This window comes from Marilutibacter maris, assembly GCF_006546735.2.
In the GTDB taxonomy this organism is placed as follows: Bacteria; Pseudomonadota; Gammaproteobacteria; order Xanthomonadales; family Xanthomonadaceae; genus Marilutibacter; species Marilutibacter maris.
The window spans coordinates 1-21,492 of sequence record NZ_VICD02000227.1 but is presented as its reverse complement, the minus strand read 5'-3'; the positions used below and the strand labels follow the sequence as shown (position 1 = coordinate 21,492).

At 69.7% G+C, this 21,492-nt stretch carries 21 protein-coding genes; 11 read left to right on the top strand and 10 right to left on the bottom strand.

Translation table 11 applies throughout. The features are described 5' to 3' along the window. Positions 1–65: 65 nt before the first annotated feature. A complete protein-coding gene (locus FKV24_RS13280; protein ID WP_141482708.1) occupies positions 66–1,118 on the top strand; it encodes a hypothetical protein in 1,053 nt (350 codons plus the stop codon). A 90-nt stretch (positions 1,119–1,208) separates the two neighbouring features. Continuing rightward, positions 1,209–2,189 carry a hypothetical protein gene (locus FKV24_RS13275; RefSeq protein ID WP_141482707.1) on the top strand — a complete coding sequence of 327 codons (981 nt, stop codon included), beginning with the start codon at positions 1,209–1,211 and terminating at the stop codon, positions 2,187–2,189. 20 nt (positions 2,190–2,209) lie between these two features. On the opposite strand, the gene FKV24_RS13270 is transcribed toward FKV24_RS13275, so the two are convergent. The 5 genes from FKV24_RS13270 to FKV24_RS13250 form a co-directional block, all read right to left on the bottom strand. Then, positions 2,210–2,431, bottom strand: a complete 222-nt coding sequence (locus tag FKV24_RS13270; protein WP_111266972.1) for an RNA-binding S4 domain-containing protein — start codon at positions 2,429–2,431, stop codon at positions 2,210–2,212. 11 nt (positions 2,432–2,442) lie between these two features. Continuing rightward, positions 2,443–3,009: a hypothetical protein gene (locus FKV24_RS13265; protein WP_141482706.1), complete on the bottom strand. Its 567-nt coding sequence runs from the start codon at positions 3,007–3,009 to the stop codon at positions 2,443–2,445. A gap of 73 nt (positions 3,010–3,082) precedes the next feature. Beyond that, positions 3,083–3,478 (bottom strand): DoxX family protein, encoded by a 396-nt coding sequence (locus tag FKV24_RS13260; protein ID WP_141482705.1) that lies wholly within the window; start codon positions 3,476–3,478, stop codon positions 3,083–3,085. A gap of 89 nt (positions 3,479–3,567) precedes the next feature. Continuing rightward, complete coding sequence (locus FKV24_RS13255; protein ID WP_141482704.1) at positions 3,568–4,509, bottom strand: DMT family transporter; 942 nt, start codon at positions 4,507–4,509, stop codon at positions 3,568–3,570. Positions 4,510–4,615: 106 nt separating this feature from the next. Further along, positions 4,616–5,500: a LysR substrate-binding domain-containing protein gene (locus tag FKV24_RS13250; protein WP_141482703.1), complete on the bottom strand. Its 885-nt coding sequence runs from the start codon at positions 5,498–5,500 to the stop codon at positions 4,616–4,618. A 202-nt stretch (positions 5,501–5,702) separates the two neighbouring features. On the opposite strand from FKV24_RS13250, the gene FKV24_RS13245 reads away from it, so the two are divergent. Beyond that, entirely contained in the window at positions 5,703–6,548 is an 846-nt protein-coding gene (locus tag FKV24_RS13245; protein WP_141482722.1) for a DMT family transporter, read from the top strand. After that, positions 6,545–7,201, top strand: coding sequence for an arsenic resistance N-acetyltransferase ArsN2 (gene arsN2, locus FKV24_RS13240; RefSeq protein ID WP_211371865.1), 657 nt, complete (start codon positions 6,545–6,547; stop codon positions 7,199–7,201). Before FKV24_RS13245 ends, arsN2 begins: the two co-directional genes overlap by 4 nt. 22 nt (positions 7,202–7,223) lie before the next feature. On the opposite strand, the gene FKV24_RS13235 is transcribed toward arsN2, so the two are convergent. From FKV24_RS13235 to FKV24_RS13215, 5 genes are all read right to left on the bottom strand, one after another. Beyond that, complete coding sequence (locus FKV24_RS13235; protein WP_141482702.1) at positions 7,224–8,519, bottom strand: NTP/NDP exchange transporter; 1,296 nt, start codon at positions 8,517–8,519, stop codon at positions 7,224–7,226. Positions 8,520–8,541: 22 nt separating this feature from the next. Beyond that, on the bottom strand, positions 8,542–9,498 hold the full coding sequence (locus FKV24_RS13230; RefSeq protein ID WP_141482701.1) for an aldo/keto reductase: 957 nt from the start codon (positions 9,496–9,498) through the stop codon (positions 8,542–8,544). 121 nt (positions 9,499–9,619) lie between these two features. Beyond that, positions 9,620–10,471 (bottom strand): DUF72 domain-containing protein, encoded by an 852-nt coding sequence (locus FKV24_RS13225; protein WP_249041018.1) that lies wholly within the window; start codon positions 10,469–10,471, stop codon positions 9,620–9,622. Positions 10,472–10,519: 48 nt separating this feature from the next. After that, positions 10,520–10,936 (bottom strand): VOC family protein, encoded by a 417-nt coding sequence (locus FKV24_RS13220; protein ID WP_111266965.1) that lies wholly within the window; start codon positions 10,934–10,936, stop codon positions 10,520–10,522. A 155-nt stretch (positions 10,937–11,091) separates the two neighbouring features. Continuing rightward, entirely contained in the window at positions 11,092–12,918 is a 1,827-nt protein-coding gene (locus FKV24_RS13215; protein WP_141482700.1) for a DUF885 domain-containing protein, read from the bottom strand. 170 nt (positions 12,919–13,088) lie between these two features. On the opposite strand from FKV24_RS13215, the gene FKV24_RS13210 reads away from it, so the two are divergent. The 7 genes from FKV24_RS13210 to FKV24_RS13180 all read left to right on the top strand — a co-directional run. Further along, positions 13,089–14,723 carry a TldD/PmbA family protein gene (locus tag FKV24_RS13210; protein ID WP_141482699.1) on the top strand — a complete coding sequence of 545 codons (1,635 nt, stop codon included), beginning with the start codon at positions 13,089–13,091 and terminating at the stop codon, positions 14,721–14,723. Positions 14,724–14,872: 149 nt separating this feature from the next. After that, on the top strand, positions 14,873–16,507 hold the full coding sequence (locus FKV24_RS13205; RefSeq protein WP_141482698.1) for a TldD/PmbA family protein: 1,635 nt from the start codon (positions 14,873–14,875) through the stop codon (positions 16,505–16,507). Between the two features lie 24 nt (positions 16,508–16,531). Further along, on the top strand, positions 16,532–17,866 hold the full coding sequence (locus FKV24_RS13200) for a TldD/PmbA family protein (protein ID WP_141482697.1): 1,335 nt from the start codon (positions 16,532–16,534) through the stop codon (positions 17,864–17,866). Positions 17,867–17,888: 22 nt separating this feature from the next. Then, complete coding sequence (locus FKV24_RS13195; RefSeq protein WP_141482696.1) at positions 17,889–18,593, top strand: DUF4159 domain-containing protein; 705 nt, start codon at positions 17,889–17,891, stop codon at positions 18,591–18,593. Positions 18,594–18,657: 64 nt separating this feature from the next. Then, positions 18,658–19,653: an AAA family ATPase gene (locus FKV24_RS13190; protein ID WP_141482695.1), complete on the top strand. Its 996-nt coding sequence runs from the start codon at positions 18,658–18,660 to the stop codon at positions 19,651–19,653. A 10-nt stretch (positions 19,654–19,663) separates the two neighbouring features. After that, the gene (locus tag FKV24_RS13185) at positions 19,664–20,575 is read left to right on the top strand and encodes a DUF58 domain-containing protein (protein WP_249041017.1); all 912 of its coding nucleotides are present in this window, start codon (positions 19,664–19,666) and stop codon (positions 20,573–20,575) included. Continuing rightward, positions 20,575–21,492: BatA domain-containing protein (locus FKV24_RS13180; RefSeq protein WP_141482694.1), on the top strand; the 918-nt coding region annotated here is incomplete at its 3' end. The genes FKV24_RS13185 and FKV24_RS13180, both read left to right, overlap by 1 nt.

The window sequence follows — 21,492 nt, the reverse complement described above, 5'->3', positions numbered from 1 at the left end:
CTAGACTGGGGGTGCGGGCGCCGGCGCGATGCGCGCCGGATGCCGACCACACCCCCGTGATGCCGATGCGATATCCCTTCCGAACCTGTGGACTGCTGTTGACCTGCGCCGTGCTCGCGGCCTGCGGCTCACAGGCCCCGGTCGACGCGCCGACGCCATCGGCGCAGACCGCGACCTCGATGAACAGCGAGTCGCGCCAGGACTTCGGCGCCACCGTGGTCGAGATCCCGAAGCCGGAACCCAAGTGGGACCCCTACGAGGACATCGCGACGGTCGACTGGACCCCGATGGATCTGAGTTCCGGGAAAGCCTGGCTCAGCTGCGATCGCGACTACGAGGCCAAGGGCGATGGCGAAGCACTGGTCTCGCTCGGCTTCTCCAGCCTGTGGAAGCAGATGCAGCCGTGTCGCGACGAGGGTGTCGTGCGCATCCGCTATCGCGGCAAGATCTCCTCCGATTTCACCGGACTGGTCCAGCGCGTCGCCGACATGGGCGACACGCTCGGCATCAAGAGCCGGATCCTCGACATCGACTCCAGCGGCGGCCAGGTCGAGGACGCGATCCGGGCCGGCGACGCGATGGCCGAGTCCGGCTGGATGATCTGGGTGCGCGAGGACGCGGTCTGCCACAGCTCCTGCGTGCTGATCCTGGCGGCTGGCGACATGCGCATGATCGCCGGACCGGTCGGCATCCACCGGATGCTGCGGATCGGGTCCAAGGCCACCTCGCGCGCCGAGCTCAACCAGGAGCTGCGCGAGATCCACGAGCAACTCAACCTGTACCTGCAGCGCAACGGCGCGGCGACCACGATCGCCGACCTGATGATGACCGTGCCCAATCGCAGTCTGCGTCTGCTGACCGCGCAGGAGCTGGATCTGTTCGGACTGGCCGGTCGCAATGCCGCCGAGGACGACCTCGACCGCATCCGCCTGGCGCGCAAGTGCGGCGAGGCCTTCGTGCGCCGCCAGGACGCGTTCTTCCGCGACTACAACCTGCTGTGCGTGACTCCGGGCGAGGAAGTCGCGGGAATGGGCGAATGCGGTCGCGACCTGAAGCAGCGCTACGGCTTCCCCGACCGGAACTGTCCCGCCGACGGTCCGCTGTCGGAGTACGACTGAGTCGACGGGCGCTGGTCAGCATGCGCGCCGCGGGTTAACGTCTCGCGCTGACATCGCAGGCCGCATCGCCGGCAGGGAAGGACAGGGCGGATGATCGTACCGGAGTACTGGGCCGAGGCGCGGCTCAAGCAGCGCAGTCGTCGACGCAATGTCGTGGTCCGCCGCTTCGGCTGGTCGGACGACAGTCCCGACGCCGCCCAGGCGCATGCCGATGCCCGCGCGCAGGAGGCGATGGAGCGCATTCTCGCCGGCGAAGCGTTGCGCCGCCGCGAACCCAAGGTGCCCTACAACGGCGCCGAGGGCGTGCCGATCCGCGAGGAGATCGTGCAGCGCCGCGGTCGCAGCATCGTCTCGCGCAACAGCTATGGCGCGCTGTGCCTGAACACCCCCGACGTACTGTTCGCCGACATCGACTTTTCCGATCGGGCGAGCGGGCGACTGCGCGCGGTCGTGCTGTGCCTGCTCGTGGTGGCGGCGATCGCGATCGGTTCGGTCAAGCAGTCGCTGGGCTGGGGTGTGATGGCGACGGTGATCGCGCTGATGTTCGGCGGGGCGCTGGCCAATCTGCTGTACCGGCTTTCGGTGAAACTGCGTGGCGGCACCGAGAAGATCGCGCGTGCCCGGATCGCCGCCTTTGTCGCCGCGCGTCCGGATTGGCACCTGCGGGTGTACCGGACCCCGGCCGGTTTGCGTGTGCTGGTGATGCACCGTCGCTTCGACCCGACCGGCGACGAGGTCGCGGCGTTGTTCAAGGCGTTGGGCAGCGATCCGATGTACGCGCGGATGTGCCGGCGCCAGCACTGTTTCCGCGCCCGCGTCAGTCCCAAGCCATGGCGCATCGGTATCGACCGTCACATGCGTCCGCGTCCGGGCACCTGGCCGGTGTCGCCGGAGCGGATGCCCGACCGCCGGCGCTGGATCGAAGGCTACGAGCGCGTTGCGCGCGACCACGCCGCCTGCCGCTTCATCGAGGCGCTGGGCAGCATACGGACCGTCGACGACGAGGCCGGGCGGGTCATGGCCCTGCACGACGAACTCTGCCAGGCGCAGCGGGCGTTGCCGATCGCCTGAGTCGTCGCCGCCCGCGCGGTTCAGATCGCGACGACGTCGATGCGGACGTCGTCGAGCTCGACCCTCTGTCCTGCGCGGATCTTGCAGGTCTTGCGCAGCTCGACTTCGCCGTCGACCCGGACCGCGCCGCTGGCGACCAGCATCTTGCCGCTGCCGCCGCTGTCGCAGACGCCGCTCAGCTTGAGCAACTGGTTGAGTTCCACGTATTCGCGGTCGAGTTCGAAGGTGATCGATTGCGCCATGGCGGGTCCGTTCAGAGGTGTTCGTAGAGGCGGAAGATCCAGCTCAGCTCGTAGAGGAGCGCGATTGCGACGAAGCCCGCGTGGAAGGCCTGCGAGCGGGTCCGCATCGCGACCAGGCACAGCAGCACGTAGGCGGCGTTGCGGAACAGGTACTCGTGGCCGAGACCGGCGAAGTAGTCGCGTCCCTTGATCAGGGTGTCGCCGAGGTCGACGACGTAGGACAGGGCCATCAGTCCGAAGAACCAGCGCCGCCGCGACATGAAATAGTCGCGATAGCCGTCGTAGTCGCGCAGGTCGTCCGGAAACAGCAGGGTGCACAGCAGGAAGAACAGCACGATGTAGCCGATCAGGAAGCCGTACCTGAGGAAGGTCCATTCCTGTACGTGCGTCAGCCGGTATTCCCACCACCAGAAGTGCACCAGCAGCACGAACATCGTGACCGCCCAGCCGATGTGGATCCAGTACGGCTTCTGTCGTCCCGGATGCTGGACGTACTGGGCCAGCCCCTTGAGCAGGGTGGTGATCGACAGTCCGAGCACGATGCCCATCAGGATGCGGATATGCGGGTACTGCTCCATCTCGTCCTCCCGTGGCCGTGCGATGTGTTCCGTCGTGCGCGTGCTCCGGTGCGGGCGTCCGGCGCGCTCGGGTTCAGCGCTGGTTGGCGCTGAACCGGCCCGGACCCAGCAGCGACAGCGCCACCGCCGCGGCCAGGAACATGCCCTGCAGCTCCAGCGCCCAGCCGCCCTGGCCGTTGAAACGGCCCAGCTCGCCCATGTGCACCAGCGCGATCGCGAACAGCATGTTGACCGCGACCAGGACCGCGCCGATGCGGGCGTGGAATCCGACGATCAGCATCAGCGGTCCGAGCAGTTCGCCGATCAGCACGCCGTAGCCGATGAAGCCCGGCAGACCGTGCGACTCGACCAGGCCGATGATGCCGGCCATGCCGCCCTTGAGCTTGGCGGCGCCGTGCAGCATGACCAGCAGGCCGAGGGTCACGCGCAGGATCAGTTTGGCGATGTTGTGCTGGGTGGTCGAGTTCATTCGGGATTCTCGGAAGGCGGCGCGGGCCGGGAACGCAGGGAGGATAGCGGGAAATGCGGGGCGTTCGCCCGTGTTGCGGCGACCGCCGGTCAGTCGGAAATGTCCTTGGCCTCGGCGGTGCCCAGCAGCTCGGCGTGGGCCGGCTGGCGCGGGCGGCTGATCAGCGGATGCGCCAGCACCGCCAGCAGGATGATCGCCACCCCGATGTAGAAGCGCGGCGTCAGCTCGTGCTGCTCGCCCAGCAGCACGATGGCCAGGGCGATCGCATAGACCGGCTCCAGGTTGATCGCCAGCTGGGCGGCGAAGGCGCTCATGTGGCGCAGCGCGACCAGGGCCAGCGCGAACGGCAGCAGCGTGCACGCCAGCGCCAACAGCAGCAGCAACATGGCGTCGAGGGCCGGCGGCACGACCAGCAGCGGCCCGGCGAAGGCCGGAAACAGCAACGGCATCAGCGGCGCGAGCAGGGTCAGCGCGACGGTGCCGGCGCCCAGCTCCAGCGCGGTCACCGTCAGCGGGTCGCCGTGCTCGACCAGGCGTTTGTTGAGCGAGCCGAACACCGCCACGAACACCGCCGACAGCGCGCCGACCGCGATCCCGGGCAGCATGCCGTCGGGCACGCCGCCGACCACCAGGGCGACCCCGGGCAGGACCGCGATGCCCAGTCCCAGTTCGCGCCTGGACAACGGGCGACGCGCGAGCCAGGGCTCGATCAGCGCGGTGAACACCGTCGCCAGCGCCATGCAGGTCGCCGCGACCGAGGCATTGGCCAGCTTGATCGCGCCGTAGAAGGTCAGCCAGTGCAGGGCGACCAGCACGCCGATGCCGGCGTAGGACCAGCGCAGCCGCGGCGACATCGTGCGCAGTCCGCGCCAGACCCTGGGTACCAGCGCCAGGGCGACCACGACCAGCAGCATCCGCCACCAGACCAGGGGCAGCGCCGGCAGCGTGATCAGCTTGCCGAGGATGGCGGTGAAGCCCCACAGCAGCACACAGAAGTGGATCTGGAACTGGGCCTTGCCGGTAGGGGACATCGTCGGGCGTCCGTAGGGGGAGGCCAAGTGTTGCAGAAGCGGCGCCGATGGCGGAGGGGGCAGGCGCAGATCGTTGCCGGCGCCTGCCCACCGCCGCCGCTCGCGGTCAGTCGGCAGGTTGTGCGAGCAGCCAGTCGACGAAGCGGCGCGCGGCCGGGCGCAGGCGGCGGTGGGCGGGGTAGACCACGTAGTAGCTCCAGCGCGCCTGCAGCGCCGGTCCCGGCAGGCGCACCAGGCGCCCGGCGTCCAGGTACGGCGCCGCGATCCGTTCGCGCGCCAGTGCGGCGCCGTGGCCGAATGCGGCGGCGTTGAGCGCGTCGGTGGTGTCGCTGAAGGTATGCCGCTCCTCGATCCTCACCCCGTGCACGTCGGCGGCACGGAACCAGTCCAGCCAGCCCTGGCGGGCATGGTCGGCGATCAGCGGCAGGCGCGCGATGTCGGCCGCGGAGACGATCCGATCCAGCCCCGGGAAGCCGGGCGAAGCGACCGGGAACAGGGTCTCGTCCATCAACAGGTGCGCGGTCAGGCCCGGCCAGTGGCCGGGTCCGTGGCGGATGCCCAGGTCGGGACCGCCGTCGTCGAAGCGGGTCAGCGCGACCTCGGTGTCGAGGCTGAGGCGGATGTCCGGGTGCGCCGCCTCCAGGGCGCGCATGCGCGGGATCAGCCAGGTGTAGGCCAGCGAGTGCAGGGTGGTGATGCGGACCCGCGCGTGCTCGTCGCGTCCGGCACGCAGGGCGCGCACGACGCCGTCGACATCGGCCAGTGCACTGCCGGCGGCGTCGGCCAGCTGGCGTCCCTCGGCGGTCAGCGAGACCCCGCGCGCATGGCGCTGGAACAGGGCCACCCCGAGCCGGGCCTCGAGCTTGCGGACGTGGTGGCTGACCGCGCTGGCGGTCAGGTGCAGCTCCTCGGCGGCATGGGTGAAGTTCTGGTGGCGGGCCGCCGATTCGAAGGCCGCAAGAGCCGGTAACAGGTCTGCGCGTAGGGCCATTTGAGCTTCAAATCCTGTTTGTGGCTAGACTCGAAAGTATGCGCTTGTAAGGGCCATGGCAAATTGGAGAATGGTCGAAAGTCACGAATCGGATTCGTTGCTGATGACCTCCCCCAATGCCGCCGCCTGTTCCGCCCCCGTCACCGCCGCGCCGCCGGTGGATGCCGGGCGTCCGCTCCCGGATGTCCGCGCACGCGACTGGATGACCCCGCTCGAGCTGTGTCTGCTGGGCGCGATCTGGGGCGCCTCGTTCCTGTTCATGCGGGTCGCCGCCCCCGACTTCGGTGCGTTCGCGCTGGTCGAGGTGCGCCTGGCGCTGGGGGCGCTGGTGCTGATGCCGTTCCTGTGGCGCGCGCGCAGCCAGTTCCCGCCGCGGTTGTGGCCCAGGCTCGCCGGTATCAGCCTGATCAACTCGGCGGTCCCGTTCGTGCTGTTCGCCTGGGCCGCCCAGCGGGCGCCGGCCGGCATCGGCGCGATCAGCAACGCGATGACGGTGCTGTTCACCGCGCTGATCGGTTTCATGTTCTTCGGCGAGAAGATCGGCAGCCGGCGCGCGATCGCGCTGTGCGCCGGATTCGCCGGCGTGGTCGTGCTCGCCAGCGGCAAGGTCGCCGGCGCCAGCATCGGCTGGGCGGTCGCCGCCGGCGCCGGCGCGGCCTTCCTCTACGGCATCGGCATCAACCTGGTGCGTCGCCACCTGACCGGCCTGCCGCCGGCCGCGGTGGCGGCGGCGACCCTGGGCTGCGCCGCGTTGCTGGTATCGCCACTGGCGGCGAGCCAATGGCCGGACGCGTCGGTGCCGCCGCTGTCGTGGCTGTGCGCGGCCCTGCTGGGCGTGCTGTGTACCGGAATCGCCTTCGTCATGTATTACCGCCTGATCGCCCGGGTCGGCGCCAGCCGTGCCTCGACCGTGACCTATCTGGTGCCGGTGTTCGGGGTCGCCTGGGCCTGGTGGCTGCTGGGCGAGCCGCTGACCCTGACCATGGGCGTGGCCGGCGCGATCATCCTCGCCAGCGTCGCCTTCAGCCAGGGCGGGAAGCGTCCATGATCGAGGCGGACAGCGCCTGCGCGCCGCAGCATCGGGTGCTGTTCGACTTCGAGGTGGACTTCAGCAACGGCGGCGGCATGCAGGGCCAGGGCTTCCGTCTCGACATCGCCGGCGAAGACATCGACGACGCGGCCCTGGCCGACTATCTGGTGCGCGACATGCGCCTGTTGATGGTCGGTGCGGTGCGCATTCTCGACAAGCGCGTCATTGCCGAGGCGCACAAACGGCCGCGGATCGTGCCGGTCGAGATCGATGCCGAGGCGCTGGCGCTGCTGGCCTCGGCCGGATTGCAGAGCGCCGACCTGGCGCTGGGGGCGACCCATCTGTTCGGCATCCGCCATGACGGCGTGCTCGACGCGGCGGTGGGTATCGAGCGCTGCGGCGCCGACGCGGCCCTGCTGCGCTCGCTGGCGGTGGCCGGGGCGGCACGTTCGTGTGGCCTGGGGGGCGAGCTGGTCGCCCATGTCGAGCGGGTCGCGCGCGATCTCGGCCTGCGCCGGCTGTTCCTGCTGACCACCGACGCCGCCGGCTACTTCGCCCGGATCGGGTACGCGGAGTTTTCGCGTGAAGCCGCGCCGGCCGCCGTGGCCGCCAGCGCGCAGTTCGCATCGCTGTGCCCGGCTTCGGCGGTGCTGATGTCCAAGCCGCTGTAGCGCGGCCGCCATTCGCTGCCGCTCAGTCCGGTTGGCGTCGCTGCGCGCGCGCCAAGCCGCCGCCGGTGGCCGCCCACAGCAGTGCGATCGCGGCGCCGGCGACCGCGGCAACGGCGGGATGCTGCGCGATCATGTCGACCAGGGTCTTGACCCAACCGCTGACCGCATCGGCGCCGCGATAGACGACCGTGTCGATGAAGTTCTTGCCCTTGTACTTGGCCTCCGGCGAGACCACGGTGTAGAGCATCTCGCGGCCGGGGCGGACGAAGGCGTACTCCCCGGCGCGACGCACGATCATCACCACCGCCAGCACCGCGAAGGTCGGCGCGAACGCCAGCCACAGGAAGCCGGTCGCGACCACCAGCGGTACCGCCACCAGCAGCACGCCGATGCCGAGCCGCCGCGCGATACGGCCGGTGACGAACAGTTGCGACAGGATCGCCAGGGTCTGCACGATCGCATCGATGGTGCCGAACACCCGGGTCTGGTCGACCGGATCGGGGAAGCGCGCCTCGACCAGTTTCGCCTGCTCGAAGTACAGGAAGGTGGAGACGCTGGCCAGCAGCAACACGAACACCGCGATGCCGAGCAGGTACGGCGAGCGCAGCACGGTGCTGGCGCCGGCGAACGGGCTGCCGCCGAGTCGTCGCTGGCGGTCGCCGGCGCCGTCCTCCAGCGGCAGCGGGTGACGGTCGCGCCAGCGCTGCAGACCTTCGCAGGCGACGATCGCCGCAATCAGGAACCCGGCCGCGAGCGCCAGCAGTCCGCCATGGCCGACCGTGCCCACCAGCGCGACTCCGAGCAGCGGGCCGGTCAGTCCGCCGAGGCTGGCGCCGGCCGCCATCAGCGCGAACGTGCGCCGGGCCTGGGCGCTGGGGAACAGGTCGACCAGCACGCTCCACGCCAGCGAGATCGCGATCATGTTGAATACCGACAGCCAGACGTAGAAGCCGCGCGCCAGCCAGGTGTTGTCGGGCTGGAAGTGGATCGCGGTCGCGAACCCGAGCAGGTTGACGACGAAGAAACCGTAGACCCAGACCAGGATGCGCCGCCGCGGCACCCGCGCGGCGACCCAGCCGAACAGCGGCATTGCCGCGAGGGTGGCGAAGAAGGTGGCGGTGAACAGCCATTGCAGGTTGCGCACGCCGCCGGCGATGCCCATGGTCTCGCGCACCGGCCGCAGCATGAAATAGCCGGTGAACAGCAGGAAGAACAGCAGCGCGCCGGACAGCACCGGCATCGCCTCGTCCTCGCCGAGGCCGAACAGGCGCGCCGCCCAGCGGCTCAGCGTGCGCGGTGCGGTGCCGGGGGCCGTCATCGATCCGGGTCGCTCCGCGCCCTCAGCCCAACGCCGCGATCAGCGCCGCGCGCTGGGCGTCGTCCAGGAACGCGCCGACGCCGGCCTTCAGGTTGTCGGCCTGGTGTTTCGGCTTGGAGGTCGCCGGAATCACGACGTTGACCGCCGGGTGCGACAACGCGAACTTGAGGAACAGCTGCGCCCAGGAATCGGCACCGACCTCGGCCGCCCAGTCCGGAACCGGCCGATTCCGGACCCGCGCGAACAGGCGTCCGTCCTCGAACGCACGGTTGATGATCACCGCGATTCCCAGCTCCTGCGCCAGCGGCAGTACCTCGCGCTCGGCGCCGCGCGACACCGGCGAATAGTTGATCTGCACGAAGTCGGGCCTGAGCCGGCGCATTGCCGTGGCAAGCTCGGGCTGGGCCTCCTCGCGGTAGTGGGTCAGCCCCGAGTAGCGCACCCGGCCTTGCCGCTTGAGTGCCTCGATCAGCGCGAACTGGGTGTCGGTGTCGCGCAGGTTGTGCACCTGCAACAGCTCGACCTTGTCGGTCCCCAGGTCGCGCAGCGAGCGCTCGAACTGGGCCAGGCCCTGCTCCCGTCCGCTGACGCCGGACAGCTTGGTGGCGAGGAACAGTTTGTCGCGCACGCCGGCCGCCGCGATCAGTTCGCCCAGCACCGGTTCGGAGCGGCCGTAGGTCGGTGCGGTGTCGATCAGGGTCGCGCCGGAGGCGACGAACAGGCGCAACACTTCCTGCAGCGGCGCGCGCGCCGAGGGCGCATCGCCGACGTCGAGACTGCCGGAGGTGCCCATGCCGATCACCGGCAGCGCTTCGCCGCTGGCGGGGATCGGCCGGGTCGCGAGGCTGCCGGGCGTCTGCGCGGGGAGGGGCGCACCGGTTGTCGTGGGCGCATCCTGGCTGCATGCGCCCAGCGGCGCGAGGGCGAGGCCGCCGGCGGCAAGCGCGGTGGCGGTGAGGAAGTTTCGGCGACTGGTCATGGCGCGGCCTCGCTGTGGGAACGGAACCGTTGCCTGGCCGAGGCTGCGTCAATGCCGGGTCGGCTCACAGTGCCGAACGGCATGGCCGCCGTGATCGGGCGCCCAGGCCGCCGATGCCGGCTCAGTCCGTTCGCAGCGCGTCGATCAAGGCGGTGGCGGCGGCCGGATTGCGGGCCTTGGCCGCGCTGATGAAATAGATGAACACCTCGCGCGGGGCGGCCGCAGCGGCGTTCGCCGCCTCGACGTGCGGCAGGTCGTCGCAATCGCCGCCGCGCGCCCACTGCCGCGCGCGCCGGGCCCATTGCCGCAGATCGGCTTCGGGATAGCCGGTGTCGATCTCCGACTGCGATCGCATCAGTCGCGCATATACGAAGGGGCCGCTGATGTCGGCCAGCGAGGGATAGCGGTCGGAGTCGGTGAACACGGTGGCGACGCCGCGCTCGCGGGCCAGTTGCAGGTAGGCGGGGGCGCGGAAGCTGTCGTGACGTACCTCCAGCACATGCCGCAGCCGTTGCCCGTCCAGTGTCTCGGGGAGGGCATCGAGGAAGTGCGCGAGATCGTCGCGGTCGAAGCTGCGTTGCGGCGCCAGTTGCCAGAGGATCGGCCCGAGCCGGTCGCCGAGTTCGCCCAGGCCGCCGTCGATGAACGCACGCGCCTGTGCGCCGACCCGCGCCAGCGCAGCGGCATGGGTGACCCGCTTGGGAGCCTTCAGCGAGAACATGAACCCGTCCGGCGTCTCCGCCGCCCATTTGGCATAGACGGCCGGCTTCTGCGCGCCGTAGAAGGTGCCGTTGATCTCGATGGCGCTGAGCTGGCGGCTGGCGTACTCCAGCTCGCGGCGCTGCACCAGGCCCTTCGGATAGAAGTTGTCGCGCCAGGGCGCGAAGGTCCAGCCGCCGATACCGACGCGGATGCCGTCGATGGCCGGTGTCGTGGACGCGATGCCGTCGTCGGCCGCTGTGAACAGGTCCAATCGTGTCTCCCGCTTGTTCGGTCCCAGTGCTTGTTCAGTCCCGGGCGCCTAGGCCGCCCACGGATCGTAGCTGCCAAACCACCACAGGTGACCTTCGAGGTCGCGGCACATGTAACCGCGGCCACCGTAGTCCTGGTCGGCAATCTCGATCTCGATCTTGGCGCCGGCCGCCTTGGCCCGCGCGTAGTGGGCGTCGGGGTCGGCGACGATCACGCAGGGGCTCTGGGTCTCGCGCAGGCCGATCTCGTCCGGTTGCGCGATACGGCCGGACCACTCGCCGTCCTTCCGCGCCGATCCGAGCATGATCATGCCGTTGCCATGGGTCAGCTGGGCGTGGTGGACGGTGTCGGCGTCGGCGTGGACGGCGTGCTTGTGGAAGCCGAAGGCCGAGCACAGGAACTCGATCGCCGCGTGGGCGTCGCGGTAGGTCAGACAGGGGATCACGGTGCTTCCGTTCATCGCCATGCTCCGGTTCGCTGCGGGACAGCATCGACGATAGCGCGATCGCGGTCGCCGTGGTGGAGCCGCCGGGCGCCGTCGGGCCAGGGCCGGTTCGCGTCTCGGGCCGGCGCGCGCGCGACGCGGCGGGGGAAGCACCGGCGATGCCTCCCCCCGCGCGATCAGCGGATCGGCTCGTCCAGCATCAACTGGCGGGCGAAGCGCACCGGCGGCGAGCCGAACGACAGCAGCTTGTCGTGGTAGGCCTTCAGGTCGAAGTCCTCGCCCTCGCGCTGCTCGACCTCGTTGCGCAGGTCCAGGTGCTCGCTGTAGCCGACGTAGTAGGTCGGCAGCTGCGCCGAGGTCAGCTGCGCGCGCACCCACTTGCCGGCCGCCTCGCGTTCCTGCTGGAAGGTGGTGACCGTCATCAGCTCCATCGCCTCCTCGCGGCTCATGCCCTCGACGTGGATGGCCTGGTCGAGCAGGGCGTTGGCCATCGCGCGCAGGTTCCACTTGCGGTTGATCAGTTGCATCAGCGGGTCGTTGTCCATGTAGCCGGCGTCGGCCATGACCTTCTCGCCGTACATCGCCCAGCCCTCGATGAACGGGCCCGATCCCAGCACCGCGCGCAGCGTCGACGGGTACTTGTTGGAATGCGCGAGCTGCAGGAAGTGGCCGGGCATCGCCTCGTGGATGCTCAGCTCGTGGATCGAGCGGGTGTTGTACTCGCGCAGGAACGAGTCGACCTGCGCCTCGCTCCAGTCGTCGGGAATCGGCGAGACCGCATAGAAGGTGTCCAGGCCCTTGTCGAGCGGGCCGGGCGAGTCGCAGTAGGCGACCGCGACGCCGCGCTGGAATTCGGGCATCAGGATGATCTTGACCGGCGTGTCGGGCACGCTGACCAGGTTGTTCTCGCGGACGAAGGCGGTCGCCTCCTCGGTGCTGCGGGTGGCGACCTCGACCACCTCGTCGCGGGCCGGGCGGTCGGCGTAGGCCAGCTCCAGCGCGGCCTCGATCACCTGCTGCTGTTGTTCCGGCGTCGGCGCGTCGGGCATCTGCGCGGGCGCGTCGTCGCGCCCGGCGAGCACGCCGCGGGCGATCCCGTACATCTCCTCGCGGGTGCGCTCGATGTCGGCCTCGACCCGGCTGCGGATGTCCTGCCGCGACAGCGGCGAATTCAGCGCGAATGCCAGCTTCTCGTCGTACAGGGTCTCGCCGATGCGGAAGTCGCCCTTGGCGTTGGGCACCAGGGTCTCGTCGAGCCAGGTCTGGTGTTCGGCGACCGCCTTGCGCAGGCTGGCGATGGCGGCGTCGAGCTGCTTGCGGTCCTCGCCCTTGAGCGCCCCGGCATGCGGCACGATCAGCCCGTCGACCAGGCTGAGGATGCCGGCGTTCTGCCTGGATACGGTCTCGGCGTGGATCTTCGGCACCCGGGCCGGGTCCAGGTTCTGGCGCATCTGGGTGAACAGCGATGGAATCTGCTGCATGCGCGCGGTCGCCGACTTCAACCGCTGCGGCAGCGGCGCGAACTCGCGCGCCATCAATCCGTACAGCGCGCTGCCGGCGAGCTGGCTGTAGACCTGCGGGTCCCAGGCCCAACTCTGCAAGGTCTCGTTGCTCCAGATGTCGTAGCGCAGCTGATTGCGCAGGATCGCGGCATCGACCTGGTTCTCGCGCGACAGCGCGGCGACGTCGATCGCGTCGAGCTCGCCCAGGACCTTGCGCTGGAATTCCAGCGAGCGCTTGCGGCCGCCCTGGCTCAGGTCGTCGATGCGGTCGTCGTAGCGGTGGTCGCCGATCTGGGTTGCGGCGATCGGCGAGAACTCCATCGACTTTTCCAGCCAGCGCCCGGCCAGCGCCTGGAAGGCGGCATCGGCCTCGGCGGTCGCGGCGGCGTCGGTGGTCGCCACGGCGTTGTCCTGGGCTGCCGGAGGGCTCGGCTGGCAGGCGCACAGGGACAGTGCCAGCAGGCTCGGGAGCAGGGCGAGGGTCAGGGGTTTGAGGCGCATGATGGGCTCCGGTGACAGGGCGCGACGCAGGTCGCAAGCATAACGCCGGCGCGGTGCCCGCGGCGTTCGTCGCGGGCGACTGTGCCATTGGTTGGTTTGACGCCGCCGTGTGCGGTCAGCAAGGTGGTTGGCTGTACCTGATCGCGTCCCGTCGCCACAGGAGAGCCTCCATGCATCGCCGCGACTTTCTGATCATGGGAGGCCTGGGTGCCTGCGGCCTCGCATTGCCCGGGTTCGCGGGCAGGGCGGTCGCCGCCGAGAGCTTCGCCGCCGTGCTCGACCCCGGGCTGAAGAAGCGCACCGCCGACGCCGCCCTGAACGTGGCCCGCCAGGCCGGTGCCGGCTACTGCGACGTGCGCATCGGTCGCTACCTGCGGCAGGCGCTGATGACCCGCGAGGACAAGGTCGAGAACGTGATCAACACCGAGTCGGTCGGTGTCGGTGTGCGGGTGCTGGTCGATGGTGCCTGGGGCTTCGCCGCGACCAGCGTGGTGTCCGAGGACGGCGCCGCGCAGGCGGCCCGGCAGGCGCTGGCGATCGCCCGGGCCAATGCCGGCATCCAGCGCGAACCGGTGCGCCTGGCGCCGGTGCAGGGCGTGGGCGAGGTGTCCTGGCGCACGCCGATCCGTCGCAACGCGATGACGGTGCCGGTCGCCGAGAAGGTCGAACTGCTGCTGGACGTGAACGCGGCGGCGATCAATGCCGGTGCCGACTTCGTCGCCTCGCGCCTGTTCCTGGTCAACGAGCAGAAGTACTTCGCCAGCACCGACGGCTCCTACATCGACCAGGACGTGCACCGGATCTGGGCGCCGTTCACTGTCACCGCGGTGGACAAGGCCAGCGGCCGGTTCCGCACCCGCGACGGCCTGTCCGCGCCGATGGGCATGGGCTACGAGTTCATGGAGCCCGATCCGCGCGCACGGGTGGCGCTGCCGGGCGACCTGGTCGCCTATGCGGACGCCTACGACATGCGCGAGGACGCGGTCGCCGCGGCCCGGCAGGCACGCGCCAAGCTCAAGGCGCCATCGGTCGAACCCGGCCGCTACGACCTGGTGCTGGATCCGTCCAACCTGTTCCTGACCATCCACGAGAACGTCGGCCATCCGCTGGAGCTGGACCGGGTGCTTGGCTACGAGGCCAACTACGCCGGCACCAGTTTCGCGACCCTGGACAAGCGCGATGCGGGGTTCCGCTATGGCAGCGAACGGGTCAGTTTCGTTGCCGACCGGACCCGGCCCGGCAGCCTCGGTGCGGTCGGTTACGACGACGAGGGCGTGAAGACCGGGCGCTGGGATCTGGTCCGCGACGGCGTGCTGGTCGACTACCAGTGCACCCGCGATCAGGCCCACATCCTCGGCAAGCAGGCCTCGGACGGCTGCAGCTATGCCGACTCGTGGTCGAGCGTGCAGTTCCAGCGCATGCCCAACGTGTCGCTGGAGCCCGGACCCGGGCCGCTGAGCGTGGCGGAGATGATCGGCGACGTCGAGCGCGGCATCTACATCCACGGGCGCGGCTCCTACTCGATCGACCAGCAGCGCTACAACGCGCAGTTCGGCGGGCAACTGTTCTACGAGATCAGGAACGGCGAGATCGCCGGCATGATCGAGGACGTCGCCTACCAGATCCGCACGCCGGAGTTCTGGGGCGCATGTTCGGCGATCTGCGACGAGCGCGATTTCCGTCTCGGCGGCTCGTTCTTTGACGGCAAGGGCCAGCCACCGCAGGTGTCGGCGGTGTCGCACGGCGCCGCCACCGCGCGTTTCGACGCCATCAATGTGATCAACACCGCGCGCAATCTGGGCTGATCCGGTCGCGCCTCCATGACAAAAGTCATTTGACGCGTCAATAGGCGGCCGCAAGAATCGAGGCGTTGTGTGCGGTACGCCGCGCATGCCCCGCCTCCAAACCCGCCGCGCGGCGCTCGTGCCGACGGCACCCCAACGGGAGAGCTGCCTTGCAACGACGCGACTTTCTGGCCCTGAGCGGCCTCGGACTCGGCGGACTGGTGCTGCCGACGTGGCTCGGCAAGGCGATCGCCGCCGAGGAACTGACCACCACGCTGGACGTCGGGATGAAGAAGACCCTGGCCGACGTCGCCATCAACACCGCCACCGGCGACGGCGCCAGCTACTGCGACGTGCGCATCGGCCGCTACCTGCGCCAGTTCGTGATCACCCGCGAGGACAAGGTCCAGAACGTGGTCAACACCGAGTCGACCGGCGTTGGCGTGCGCGTCATCGCCGGCGGCAGCTGGGGCTTCGCCGCGACCAATACCCTGACCGCCGACGGCGTCGCCCAGGCCGCGCGCCAGGCGGTCGCGATCGCCAAGGCCAATGCCAGGATCCAGCACGAGCCGGTGCAACTGGCGCCGACCCCGGGTGTCGGCGAGGTGTCGTGGCGCACGCCGATCCGCCGCAATGCGATGGAGGTGCCGATCAAGGACAAGGTCGACCTGCTGCTGGGCGTGAACGCCGCGGCGATGGGCGCCGGCGCCAGCTTCGTCAACTCGATGCTGTTCCTGGTCAACGAGCAGAAGTACTTCGCCAGCACCGACGGCTCCTACATCGACCAGGACGTGCATCGGATCTGGGCGCCGATGACGGTCACCGCGATCGACAAGGACAGCGGCAAGTTCCGCACCCGCGACGGCCTGTCCTCGCCGATGGGCATGGGCTTCGAGTATCTCGACGGCGCGGCGTCCGGCAAGGTGGTCTCGCCCAACGGCGTGGTCAACTACGGCAGCTCCTACGACATGCGCGAGGACGCCATCGCGGCGGCGAAGCACGCCCGCGAGAAGCTCAAGGCGCCGTCGGTCAAGCCCGGCCGCTACGACCTGGTGCTCGACCCCTCGCATACCTGGCTGACGATCCACGAGTCGATCGGCCATCCGCTGGAGCTCGACCGCGTGCTCGGCTACGAGGCCAACTACGCCGGTACCAGCTTCGCCACCCTCGACAAGCGCGAGCAGCGCTTCCAGTACGGCAGCGACAAGGTCAACGTGTTCGCCGACAAGACCCAGCCCGGCAGCCTCGGCGCGGTCGGCTACGACGACGAAGGCGTGAAGTGCAAGCGCTGGAACCTGATCGAGGCCGGCAAGCTGGTCGACTACCAGACCATCCGCGACCAGGCCCACATCCTCGGCAAGAACGAGTCCGACGGCTGCTGCTACGCCGATTCGTGGTCGAGCGTGCAGTTCCAGCGCATGGCCAACGTGTCGCTGGCCGCGGGCAAGGACACGCTGAGCGTGGCCGACATGGTCAAGGACGTGGAGAACGGCATCTACATCATCGGCGACGGTTCGTTCTCGATCGACCAGCAGCGCTACAACGCGCAGTTCGGCGGCCAGTTGTTCTACGAGATCAAGAATGGCGAGATCGCCGGCATGATCGAGGACGTTGCCTACCAGATCCGCACGCCGGAGTTCTGGAACGCCTGCGTGGCGATCTGCGACGAGAGCGACTACCGTCTTGGCGGCTCGTTCTTCGACGGCAAGGGCCAGCCCGGGCAGGTGTCGGCGGTCTCGCACGGCTCCGCCACCGCGCGCTTCAACGGCATCAACGTGATCAACACGGCCCGCTCGCTCGGCTGACCGGCGTCCAGGAGACAACAGACCATGACCATCTTCACCGAAGACAAAGCCAAGGCCATCCTGGACAAGGTGATCGCCCTGTCCAAGGCCGACGAGTGCAGCGCGACCCTGGCCGGTGCGACCGAAGGCAACATCCGCTTCGCCCTCAACAGCGTTTCCACCAGCGGACTGGTCGACGACGTCGAGCTGGCGGTGCAGGTCGCGTTCGGCAAGCGCGTGGGCATCGCCACCATCAACGAGTTCGACGATGCCTCGCTGGAGCGGGTGGTGCGCCGCGCCGAGGACCTGGCGCGGCTGGCGCCGGAGAATCCCGAGTTCATGCCGGCGATCGGCAAACAGCAGTACAAACCCAGCCCGACCTGGAGCGAGTCGACCGCGGCGATCACTCCCGAGTTCCGCGCCGGAGTGGCCGCCGACTCGATCGGCCCCTGCCGCGAGGATGACCTGGTCGCCGCCGGCTTCCTGGTCGACTCCCGGCGTTTCGTCGCCTTCGCCAACAGCAACGGCAACTTCGGCTACCAGAAGGGCACCGGCTTCAACTACACCTGCACGGTGCGCACCGAGGACGGGCAGGGCTCGGGCTGGGTCGGACGCAGCGTCAGGGACGCCAGCGAGTTCGACGCCGGCCGCGACGTGCGGGTGGCGATGCGCAAGGCCAGCGCGTCGGCGAAGGCGCGGGCGCTGGAACCGGGCAAGTACACGGTGATCCTGGAGCCGGCCGCGGTCGCGGGCCTGGTCTCGTTCATGATGAACTTCTTCGACGCGCGCTCGGCCGACGAGGGGCGCAGCTTCCTGTCCAAGCAGGGCGGCGGCAACAAGCTCGGCGAGCAGGTCTACGATCCGCGGGTCAACATCATCGCCGATCCGTGGGACGCCGATGCGCCGGTGATGCCCTGGGACGACGAGGGCATGCCGCGCGAGCGGATGCCGATCATCGAGAACGGCAAGGTGGTCGCGCTCAACTACTCGCGCTACTGGGCCAAGGAGAAGGGCAAGCGCGCGGTCGGCCAGCCAGGCAACCTGCTGATGGCGGGCGGCGACAAGAGCACCGCCGAGCTGATCGCCGGCACCGATCGCGGCATCCTGGTCACCCGTACCTGGTACATCCGCATGGTCGACCCGCAGACCGTGCTGCTGACCGGCCTGACCCGCGACGGCACCTTCTACATCGAGAACGGCCAGATCAAGTACCCGGTGAAGAACTTCCGCTTCAACGAGTCGCCGGTGATCATGCTCAACAACATCGACGAGCTCGGTCGTCCGGTGCGCGTGGCCGGCGACGAGTCCAGCCTGGTGATGATGCTGCCGCCGATGAAGCTGCGCGACTTCACCTTCACCTCGCTGTCCGACGCGGTCTGACCATGACCGGCGCCGCAGGACCATGAACCGCGCCCGGTTCCTGCGGCTGCTGGCCGGCAGCGTCGCCGGGGCCTGGTTGGCGGCGCCGCTGCGCGCGGCGGCGGCGGCCGGTTACGACTTCTGGTTCACCCGGCTGCGTTACGTATCAGGCGACTGGGACGTCGATACCCGGATGCCTTCGAACCTGATCACCGCGCTGATCGACTACACCGGCCTGCGGGTCGATCCGCAAGAGCATGTGATCGATCTGGCCGATCCGAAAATGCTCACCGCGCCGTTCTGCTACCTGGCCGGGCACAAGCTGGTCGACTTCAGCGTCGCCGAACGACGCAACTTCGAACGCTACGTCCGCAACGGCGGCTTCGTCTTCGTCGACGACTGCAATCACGACATCGACGGCCTGTTCGCCAAGTCGTTCGAACGGCAGATGCAATCGATCTTCGGCGCCGGCGCACTGCGCAAGCTGCCGAACAGCCACGCGCTCTACCGCAGTTTCTTCCGCTTCCCCGACGGCCCGCCGGCGACCAGCTTCGAGCTCAACGGCTGGGGCGACGACCTGGTCCACGACTATCTGCAGGGCATCGAGATCGACGGCCGCCTCGGGGTGCTCTACAGCAACAAGGACTATGGCTGCGAATGGGACTACGACTGGCGCAACAAGCGTTTCCTGGCCGAGGACAACACAAAGTTCGCGGTCAATATCGTGATGTACGCGCTGACCGCGTGACCCGCGCGCGACCGGCTGCGGACGCGGTCGCGACCCCACCGTCTTCTCCGCACGATCCGAATCCATGAACGACATCTCCGAAGCCGACATCCGGACCCAGACCGCCCGCATCGAGGAACTGCGCGCGGCGATCGCCCAGGCCATCGTCGGCCAGTCCGAGGTCGTCGAACAATTGCTGATCGGACTGCTCGCCGGCGGCCACTGCCTGCTGGAAGGCGTGCCCGGACTGGGCAAGACCCTGCTGGTGCGCACGCTGGGCCAGGCGATGCGGCTGCAGTTCCGGCGCGTGCAGTTCACGCCCGACCTGATGCCCAGCGACCTGCTCGGCACCGAGCTGCTGGAGGAGGACCACGGCACCGGTCACCGCCACTTCCGTTTCCAGCGCGGTCCGGTGTTCACCAACCTGCTGCTGGCCGACGAGCTCAACCGCACCCCGCCCAAGACCCAGGCCGCGCTGCTGGAGGCGATGCAGGAGCGCACGGTCAGCTTCGCCGGCGCGACCCATGAGCTGCCGGCGCCGTTCTTCGTGCTGGCGACCCAGAACCCGATCGAGCAGGCCGGCACCTATCCGTTGCCGGAGGCCCAGCTGGACCGGTTCCTGCTGCAGATCCGGGTCGGCTACCCGAACGAGGACGAGGAACGCTCGATCCTGGTCCAGACCACCGGTGCGCGGACGGCGCAGGTGCCGCAGGTGATGGACGGCGACCAGGTCTTGGCGCTGCAGGCATTGACCCGTCAGGTCCACGTCGGCGACGACCTGCTGGGCTGGATCAACCGACTGGTGCGGGCGACCCGGCCGGGCGAGGGCGCGCCGGAGCCGATCGCGCGTTTCGTGCGCTGGGGCGCTGGACCGCGCGCCGGGCAATCGCTGGTGCTGGCGTCGAAGGCGCGCGCGCTGCTGCACGGCCGCCTGGCGGCGACGCGCGAGGACGTGACCGCGCTGGTGGCACCGGTGATGCGGCATCGGCTGCTGCTGTCGTTCGCGGCCGAGGCCGAACAGGTGAGTACCGACGACGTGATCGCCGCCTTGCTGCGCGACATGCCGATGCCCGCCGCCTGAGCCCAGGACCGTGACCCGGGAACCGGTGGCCCAGCTGATTCCTCCGCAGGTGCGCGCGCGGCTGCGCGAGTTGCGCATCGTGCCCCGGCGCGCGGCCGCCGGACGTGGACTGGGCATGCACGCCAGCCGCAGCCGCGGCAGCGGCCTGGAGTTCTCGCAGTACCGCGCCTACGAGCTCGGCGACGAACCGCGCCAGATCGACTGGAAGCTGTACGCCCGCAGCGACCGCTTCTTCGTCCGCGAGGCCGAACGCGAGAGTCCGCTGGTGCTGTGGTTGCTGTTGGATGCCAGCGCGTCGATGGGGCAGGCCGACGCGGGCGCGCCGTCGTTCACCCGGATGTCGGCGGCCCGCGTCCTGGCCGCGAGCATCGCCGAGATCGCGTTGGCGCAACACGACGCCTGCGGCCTGGTGGTGCTGCACGAGCAGGGCCTGCGACTGGTGCCGCCCGGTTCCGGGCCGCGCCAGCGCGACCGCCTGCAACTGGCGCTGCACGAGGCCGAGCCGGGCGGACGCTTCCCCGGCGCCGATCGCCTGCTGCCGTTGTGGGAGCGGGTCGCGCCCGACGACATGGTGGTGCTGATCGGCGATTGCCTGGACGAGGCCTGCGTCGCGCTGGCCGAGCGCCTGGCCGCGGCCGGCCGCGAAGTGCTGGCGCTCCGCCTGCTGACCGTCGCCGAGCGCGATTTTCCCTTCGATGACGGGCGCCGTTTCCATGATCCGGAAACCGGCGAGGAGCTGCTTGGCGACGGCCGCGCGTTGCGTGAGGAATTCCTGCGGCGCTTCGGCGCGGCGCGGCGCGGGATGGATGCGCGCTTCGACGCCGCCGGAATCCGGCACGTCGAACATGTGCTCGACCAGCCGCTGGACCTGCCGTTGCGACGCCTGTTCGGCGGCCGCGCCGCCGTTGCCGGGGCGCGCTGATGTCGTTCGCCCTGCTGTTGCCCGCCGCGCTGGTCGCGCTGACGGCCTTGCTGCTGCCGCTGCTGATCCACCTGGCCCGGCGCAGCGAGCAGCGTCCGACCGAATTCGCCGCGTTGCGATGGCTGCGGCAGCGACCGCGTCCACGCCAGCGCATCCGCTTCGAGGAATGGCCGCTGCTGCTGCTGCGCCTGGCGTTGCTGGCCCTGGTCGCGTTGTGGCTGGCCCGGCCGGTGCTGTACGGGAAAGCGGCGGGTACTCCGTGGACGGTGGTGGTCGCCGGGGTGGATCCGGCGAGTCTGCCGGCCGCTGGCGACCGGGATGTCGAGGTGCGCTGGCTGGCGCCGGGCTTTCCCGACATCGCGCAGCCTGCTCCGCACGGGCCGGTGCCGTTCGCAAGCCTGCTGCGCCAGCTCGATGCCGAACTGCCGGCCGACATCGCGCTGACCGTGCGGGTGCCCGAGCGGCTGGAGCATGCCGATGCGCAGTTGCCGGTGCTTTCGCGCAAGGTCGATTGGCAGGTGGTACCGGGTGCGATGCCGCAGCCGCCGATCGCGGCGACGGCGCCGCCATTGCTGCATGTGGTCGCCAGCGATCCGGCGCCGCCCGCGCTGCGCTACCTGCGGGCGGCCACGCACGCCTGGTGGCCGGACCCGGATGCGGCCTCGGCGGCGGTCACCCTCTCCACTCCGGCAGGTTCCGCGCCGGCGGACGCGGTGCTGGTATGGCTGGAGCCCGGCGAGTTGCCGCCCGCGGCACGTGCCTGGATCGCCGACGGCGGTACCGCGTTGTTGGCGGCCGCGGTGTCGCTGTCCGATCCGCCGGCGATGGTGGCCGCATGGCGCGACGCCGACGGCACGCTCTTGGCAGAGGCCACGATGCTCGGTCGCGGCCGGGTGGTCAGGCTGACCCGACCGCTG

Coding starts and splice junctions, on each gene's coding strand:
- FKV24_RS13250 (WP_141482703.1), bottom strand. CDS start 5,500: ATGGCCCTACGCGCAGACCTGTTACCGGCTCTTGCGGCCTTCGAATCG.
- FKV24_RS13190 (WP_141482695.1), top strand. CDS start 18,658: ATGAACGACATCTCCGAAGCCGACATCCGGACCCAGACCGCCCGCATC.
- FKV24_RS13195 (WP_141482696.1), top strand. CDS start 17,889: ATGAACCGCGCCCGGTTCCTGCGGCTGCTGGCCGGCAGCGTCGCCGGG.
- FKV24_RS13235 (WP_141482702.1), bottom strand. CDS start 8,519: ATGACGGCCCCCGGCACCGCACCGCGCACGCTGAGCCGCTGGGCGGCG.
- FKV24_RS13255 (WP_141482704.1), bottom strand. CDS start 4,509: ATGTCCCCTACCGGCAAGGCCCAGTTCCAGATCCACTTCTGTGTGCTG.
- FKV24_RS13220 (WP_111266965.1), bottom strand. CDS start 10,936: ATGGCGATGAACGGAAGCACCGTGATCCCCTGTCTGACCTACCGCGAC.
- FKV24_RS13275 (WP_141482707.1), top strand. CDS start 1,209: ATGATCGTACCGGAGTACTGGGCCGAGGCGCGGCTCAAGCAGCGCAGT.
- FKV24_RS13215 (WP_141482700.1), bottom strand. CDS start 12,918: ATGCGCCTCAAACCCCTGACCCTCGCCCTGCTCCCGAGCCTGCTGGCA.
- FKV24_RS13200 (WP_141482697.1), top strand. CDS start 16,532: ATGACCATCTTCACCGAAGACAAAGCCAAGGCCATCCTGGACAAGGTG.
- FKV24_RS13265 (WP_141482706.1), bottom strand. CDS start 3,009: ATGGAGCAGTACCCGCATATCCGCATCCTGATGGGCATCGTGCTCGGA.
- FKV24_RS13245 (WP_141482722.1), top strand. CDS start 5,703: ATGACCCCGCTCGAGCTGTGTCTGCTGGGCGCGATCTGGGGCGCCTCG.
- FKV24_RS13210 (WP_141482699.1), top strand. CDS start 13,089: ATGCATCGCCGCGACTTTCTGATCATGGGAGGCCTGGGTGCCTGCGGC.
- arsN2 (WP_211371865.1), top strand. CDS start 6,545: ATGATCGAGGCGGACAGCGCCTGCGCGCCGCAGCATCGGGTGCTGTTC.
- FKV24_RS13280 (WP_141482708.1), top strand. CDS start 66: ATGCGATATCCCTTCCGAACCTGTGGACTGCTGTTGACCTGCGCCGTG.
- FKV24_RS13260 (WP_141482705.1), bottom strand. CDS start 3,478: ATGAACTCGACCACCCAGCACAACATCGCCAAACTGATCCTGCGCGTG.
- FKV24_RS13230 (WP_141482701.1), bottom strand. CDS start 9,498: ATGACCAGTCGCCGAAACTTCCTCACCGCCACCGCGCTTGCCGCCGGC.
- FKV24_RS13270 (WP_111266972.1), bottom strand. CDS start 2,431: ATGGCGCAATCGATCACCTTCGAACTCGACCGCGAATACGTGGAACTC.